General features: G+C 43.0%; 5 protein-coding genes. 2 read left to right on the plus strand and 3 right to left on the minus strand.

The window, feature by feature from the left end:
- Positions 1–496: 496 nt before the first annotated feature.
- Both EO98_RS04270 and EO98_RS04275 read left to right on the plus strand, forming a co-directional pair.
- Complete coding sequence (locus EO98_RS04270) at positions 497–979, plus strand: hypothetical protein (RefSeq protein ID WP_048142857.1); 483 nt, start codon at positions 497–499, stop codon at positions 977–979.
- 42 nt (positions 980–1,021) lie between these two features.
- A complete protein-coding gene (locus tag EO98_RS04275) occupies positions 1,022–1,471 on the plus strand; it encodes a hypothetical protein (RefSeq protein WP_048142860.1) in 450 nt (149 codons plus the stop codon).
- Positions 1,472–1,591: 120 nt separating this feature from the next.
- Here the strand turns inward: EO98_RS04275 and EO98_RS04280 are convergent, their stop codons facing one another.
- The 3 genes from EO98_RS04280 to EO98_RS04290 all read right to left on the minus strand — a co-directional run bounded on the left by EO98_RS04280 (position 1,592) and on the right by EO98_RS04290 (position 5,653).
- Complete coding sequence (locus tag EO98_RS04280) at positions 1,592–2,314, minus strand: LysE family transporter (RefSeq protein ID WP_311135552.1); 723 nt, start codon at positions 2,312–2,314, stop codon at positions 1,592–1,594.
- Positions 2,315–2,618: 304 nt separating this feature from the next.
- On the minus strand, positions 2,619–3,485 hold the full coding sequence (locus tag EO98_RS04285; RefSeq protein ID WP_082098467.1) for a hypothetical protein: 867 nt from the start codon (positions 3,483–3,485) through the stop codon (positions 2,619–2,621).
- A 245-nt stretch (positions 3,486–3,730) separates the two neighbouring features.
- A complete protein-coding gene (locus tag EO98_RS04290) occupies positions 3,731–5,653 on the minus strand; it encodes a PINc/VapC family ATPase (protein ID WP_048142867.1) in 1,923 nt (640 codons plus the stop codon).
- Positions 5,654–6,102: the final 449 nt, after the last annotated feature.

The following is a 6,102-nucleotide window of genomic DNA, read 5'->3' on the forward strand; positions in this document are numbered from 1 at the left end:
AATAATTTCAAAAAATACACCTGAAAAATATAAAATAAAAAATTCAGGTCAGTATCTGTCTGCAGAAATATTACAGGGTCTGTTCTCCCGTTCAAAAATCACCTTGTACTTGCCACAGCGAACGCATTCGTAACGTTTTTCTAGCACTGTTGGCAGACAGCAGAGCGCTCCGCTTTTTCGTTTCCAGTCATGCAGTCCGAAAAGACACAAAAAACTACGTCTATGGTCCGATTCATCTGGTTCATCAGAACATTCTTGGGTCAAAAACCTGTTTCCCCTTCTTAGCAATTAGTAAGGCTGATTTTGCGATAGTAAAAAGAATATGATAAAAAGATCTATATAAAGATATATATTCTTTAAACATATATACTTCAGTCATCCCATAAATATTCAATCCTGACAACATATCAAAAAGTTATAAATAGAATGATTGAATATTCATAGAATGTTACATGATTATGATAAAAAATTACAGAGTAAAAAACGGGGGGAAAATATGAAGGGACTTCAGTTATTCAGACATGATGAGAAAGCAATGGAATTACCAATAAATATTGTTGTAATGCTCGTTGTCGGGATGGTTGCCCTCGCAACGCTTATTTCGATAATACCGACTCCTACAAAGGAAATGTCAGTCTTTGTTGAAAGGACGGGATCCGGGGGAAGCCTTCAGCAAGGAAACTCGATAATAGTAGATGCCACTACTGCACAGAACACGTTTGTCGTTTCCGCGGAAATAAAGGTGACAGATAAAGACGGAAATCCGGTTAGAGATGCAAACGTTGTCCTGAGGGGGCTCGGGGGGGCAGCCTCAAACACGACTGATATTAATGGGATTACTGTTCTGACAACAACCGGGGATGCGCTGGTCCGACTTGACCCGAACCAGAATGAAGGCACGATGGACCTGAAAATCCTGGCAGACGGTTTCTATGATTACGAGAGAAAGGATGCAGTTATGATTATCAAGACTCGCTAATTGCATGTTTGGCATGAGTAAAGCTGGAGAAAGGGGTTGAGTATGCTGCCGGAAAAACTCAAAGAGAATGAAGCCGGAACCGTCGGGCTTCCGATAAGAATTGTAGTTCTTTCAATAGTTGGTTTTATCGGGTTTTATTCGATTCTCTCAGCCCTTTCAGCTGCTCCATCCCCTGCGGAGCCCATGTATGCAATAGCAAATGTAAGCACATTTTCACTCAACTCCGGAGGAGGGGAGTCCAACTTTAGCCTGCAGATAAGCGTGCTTGACAGGGAAAACCGCGGGGTGGGAGAAGCAAACGTAATTGTCTGGAGCCCGGACAGAAATAAAGCGTATTCAGGTATCACGGGCAATGATGGTAACGTAATAATAAATATTTTAAATCCCGAGTTGCCTGCCGGAAAATCCGAAGGGTATGTTGCAGTAAAAGCAATGAAAACAGGATATAGGGATTTTAGTGAGGAATATTTTATTAAGGTAAAGAGGAGTTAAAGCTTCCTGAATAATTCAGTATCTAGAGAATCAGTCCTCTAAAAAAGAAGGGGTAAAAAACCTGTTTTTTCCTACATCTTCATTTAAATGCCGATACGTTTTTATTTACAGAATTAATTATTACAAAACGTTGTTGTTATTGATCATAAACCACAGCCCAAAGAATGCCATAAAACCTCCACAGAGGTATACCAGTTTTTCATGCGTGGACTGTGAAATTACTTCCGTTCCTCTGGAAAAGGATGAAGATACAGCTACAAGAAATCCAAGGTCTGCTATCCAGTGCCCGACAACAAATGCAATTACTGCAAGGGTGCCTATAAGATACTCCTGAAGGATGAGTGCACTGCCTGCTGTCAACCACCATGCAACAAAAAAAGGATTCAGTGCCGAGGTTATAATTCCTGCGGATACCGTGCCTGAGAAAGGGTTCAATGCCGAAGTTATAATTCCTGAAGATATAGGACCTGAAGAGAGATTCAGGCTGCTGGCTGAAATAGATATATCCATTGTAGAGGCTTCTTTTGCGTTTTTAATCATTGCGAGCCCGAAGATCACCATCATTAAGCCGCCTATTACAGCCAGATACGAGATTACTGTTTTTCCAAGGAAAGCTGATGCACCTATCAGAATAAGCACGAAAAAGATGAGTTCCACAAGGGCGTGACCCAGAAATACCGAAGGTCCTGCTCGCCAGCCTTTTTGAAAAGATGCCCCGATTGTTGCGAACATCATGGGCCCGGGGATAATGGCTGCAGATATGCCTACTGTGAAGCCGAGAATAAGAGCTTTAGTTAATTCGATTATGATACCACCCCGTATAATATCTGAATCTATTATTATAAGGAGTGATTATATAAAAATGTTTTGAGACTGATCCACTGATATCGTTTATGGCATCAGTCCTGAAAAATGTATTATGGCTTAAAGTAATCAATTTATTCCTATATATTTTATATATTCTCACTGATTGAGAATTACATTAAATATTCAGCAAATATTATTTATCATTAACTATTTTATTGCTAATTACTGATGACTTACTGTTAATTGTTTGCCTTTTATTGTTTTATTGCTGAGTATGGTAATTTATTGCTAACTACTCCTTTCCATCACTACTCCTTTCTATCACTACTCCTTTCTATCATCAGTTAGTTAACGATTTTTGCTTTCGGTTAACCATATAAAACTTCAAAAGTACAGCTCCTGCCATAATTACTGCAAGCCCGGTTGAGAAGTAAGGAGACCTTATTATATCCCAACGGCCAGACCAGATCAGAAACCCTGTAAGGAAAAGGACGGAAGACCCGGCAATTCCTGATATTTCTACCGGAACTTTTATCGAGCCAAGAGTAAACCTATCTCGATTTTCAATGGTTTCAATGCGGGATTCAAATTTTCGTATATGTTCTTCTGATGCGCTTTCCTGACCTTGAATGTCCTTGACTTCATTCTCCAGTTTTTCGACCTCTGGCTTAAGGTTGCTGTGCACAAAATCCGAAAGTTCGGATATAGCAGCCTGTAGAGAATGGAGGCTTTCGGAGAGGCTGGAAAAAAGACTACTTATATCCTTTACTCTGTAACTGATTCCCGAAACATCCGAAGAACTATCAAGAAAAATCGTGGAACCATTTGAGGCGTCTGAAGAGGGAAGCACTGCGCCGAAGGCAAAAGTTGAAACATCCTCTTGAGTGAGTGACGGAACAGAGTCTGAAAGCAGAGAATTCTCCGGAAGAGAAAATGAAGCTTCAGGAGAAACAGAGGGTCCCTTTGGAGAAACTGAAGAGCCTGCCGCAAGATTTGCAGAGTTTTCCTCTTGAAACGAATCTGGAGACATTCCTGAAAAAGCCTTTCCAGCCTGCAAAGTCTGAGATGCTTCAAGGGATAAGCGGCGCTCAACTGCTCTCAGCCGCTTTTCAAAACTTCTGATGCTCTGGTCAAAAACCTCGATTCTCCCCTGCAAATCATCCCTGATTTCGGGCTCTAACTGATATGATTTACTCAATTGAACCATAACCCCTTAAAATTTCTAATATGAAATCATACCCAAACAGTATATAAATTTTTTTACCAAGTCATGGGGTCTGTCAGAAATATGACTTGAAATAAGGCTGAACAGGTGGCTCCTTTTTAATTGGGAAATATGTCCCCTGACCTCTAAAACCGATTTTCAAAAAGGACCGGGGATCGGAAAAAACAGAACAGGGGAAATCTAAAAAAGAAGCGAAAAGTTAAGGATATAAAAGGAAAATGAGAAAATCAGATCGGTCTGACCTCAACAATCTCTCCGCTATCCTGAGCTTCCAGAATTTCCGATGCAAGGTCCGAGTTTACTCTGAGTTTCACGTCTCCATGCCGGCTAACAGTTGCACTGAAGAGATATTCGTCTTCGATGAAAACCTCTACGTCCTTTCCTGCAAGCTCGAGAGCCCCAAGGATAAGGTGCTTCTTGGTCCTTTCAATGATGGGATGAACCGGAGATGCAGGAACACCTTTCTCAGGCACAGTTTCTCTGGCCTTTCCCGGGAAAGCTTTGCGTTCAGCCCCGCGCTTCTGGGCTTTTACACCTCTTGGAATTTCGGCTTCCATCTCCCTGACGTCGATGTGGAGCCCAAGGATATTTTCGATCCTGTCAATGACGTTCCCGCCTTTGCCGATAACCTTTCTCATATCCTCATCATGGACCTTTACGATTGCACTGTCGTCTGAGGTCACTTCCACTTCAACGGGACCTGTTGCATACCTGCTGATTACGTTCCTGATCTCTTCTTCAGCAAGCTTCCAGGCAGGTTTCCGGCTTTCCTTGGAAGCGCCGATTGGCATGACTACAACCTGTTCTCCGTATGTGTAAATTTCATACTCACTCTTGCCAGTTTCGAAATCCGCAATGGTAATTACCGGCCTTGCAAGATCCTGCTCGGTCATCCCGTAAGGAACCTTAACTGTAAAGGCGAGCACCAGGACTTTTGCAACCTCTCCTTTATCGATGAAAATTACAGTATCCACTACCTGCGGGATTACACCCAGTTCAACCCTTCCGATAAGGCGCTGAATGGCGTCCACTGCCCTGGTTGCATGTACGACTCCTATCATCCCGACTCCTGCAAGGCGCAGGTCCGCAAAGATCAGAAAGTCCCCGGTTTTTCGTACTTCGTCATAGATAGTGTAGTCCGGCCTGACCAGAAGCAAGAGATCAGCGGTGTTCTCCATCTTCCCATTAAGGGGGGAATACTGAGTGATCTCAGGAGGCACCTGCAGGTCCCTTGGGGATTCCATGGTCTTGACTACCTGCCCATGGTCATTCAAATAGCGGGCAACCCCTGCAGCAAATGTGGATTTCCCGGCTCCCGGAGGACCTGCAATAAGGACTCCACGCTGACTTACTATACGCTCTTTCAGCTTCTCGTTCAGGTGGTAGTGCTCAATGTCAACAACAACTGTAGGTCTGACGACAGTTATTTCCATATCATCGGAGAAAGGAGGATGTGTAATTGCAATCCGCATGTTTCTTATCTGCAGGACCGTAGCCCCGCTCGAGGACATTTCTATGAAGGATTCAGGGTCCAGCCTCGCCCTCTCAATAAGTTCTTTTGAGATGCTGGAAAGCTCCTGAGAAGTTGAAGGCTCTTCCCGGATCCGTACATAACGCACATTCCCTACAGGACCTTTCTTACCCATTGGAGAAACCGCATTTTTGAGATGTACGGACATCGTATCATCAGTGAAAAAATGCTCTATTTTGAGAGGACCGAACTCTGACGGGTCCAGAACTTTGGGATGAATGTACTCAACATCAAGTCCTTTTGCCTTAGCTATCAGAGACTGTACGCGGTCTTCACTAACAAACAGCCCTCCCACCTCAAGAGCCGTACGCCGGATAAGGGCATCTACCCTTCCCTCTTTAGAAAGCCTGATTTCCTCAGGGGTGGGCTGAACCCCGCTGAACTTAAGCTGAATCTCCCCTCTGTCTGATAGCTTCCGAAGTTCCGAAAGCTCTTCAAGCCCTTTGAAACCTATTTCTCTGCCCCTGTTTGCCTGGGCTTCAAGCTCCGATACCACAGCTTCGGGAACAACAACTTCAACGCCCCTGAACTCACCACTTTTGATGCGGGAAGAAAGCCTCCCGTCAATTATCACGCTGGTATCCGGAACGATCCTCGATATCTGCTTCTCATCAGCCATATAAAGGGATATAGAGCCAGAAAGTATATAATAAAACTTCTGCTGCTTTTTTTCAGATGAATTAAGTTAAAAAATATGGTTGATGAAAAATAAAGTTTAAAAAAGATGTGGGAATGTAAAGATCTTCAATTTATATTCAATCGGTATTATATAATTGTCCTTGCATCAACTCCTCAGAGAAAGTGCATTGAGTTGAAAGAAGAAAGCTTTTCCATTCATTTGGAGGTGATGCCTATTTTCCATGATCCGAAACTCGATTAATTGTTTGAAATACGAGACTCGGAGAGGCAATTTTGAGTTTTGGGATTAGCTTACTCTTAATATGTAGCATTGTTTAAAATGGTGGCTATATATGCGGGGCTCCTCTCCTCCTTATAGCCGGGAAGTATCAAAATAGTTATTAGGAGATATGGTGTATTAGCTGGGCATGCCCTCTCTTTCTATCGTAA

Origin of the sequence: Methanosarcina sp. 2.H.T.1A.6, from assembly GCF_000979455.1 — an archaeon.
In the GTDB taxonomy this organism is placed as follows: domain Archaea; phylum Halobacteriota; class Methanosarcinia; order Methanosarcinales; family Methanosarcinaceae; genus Methanosarcina.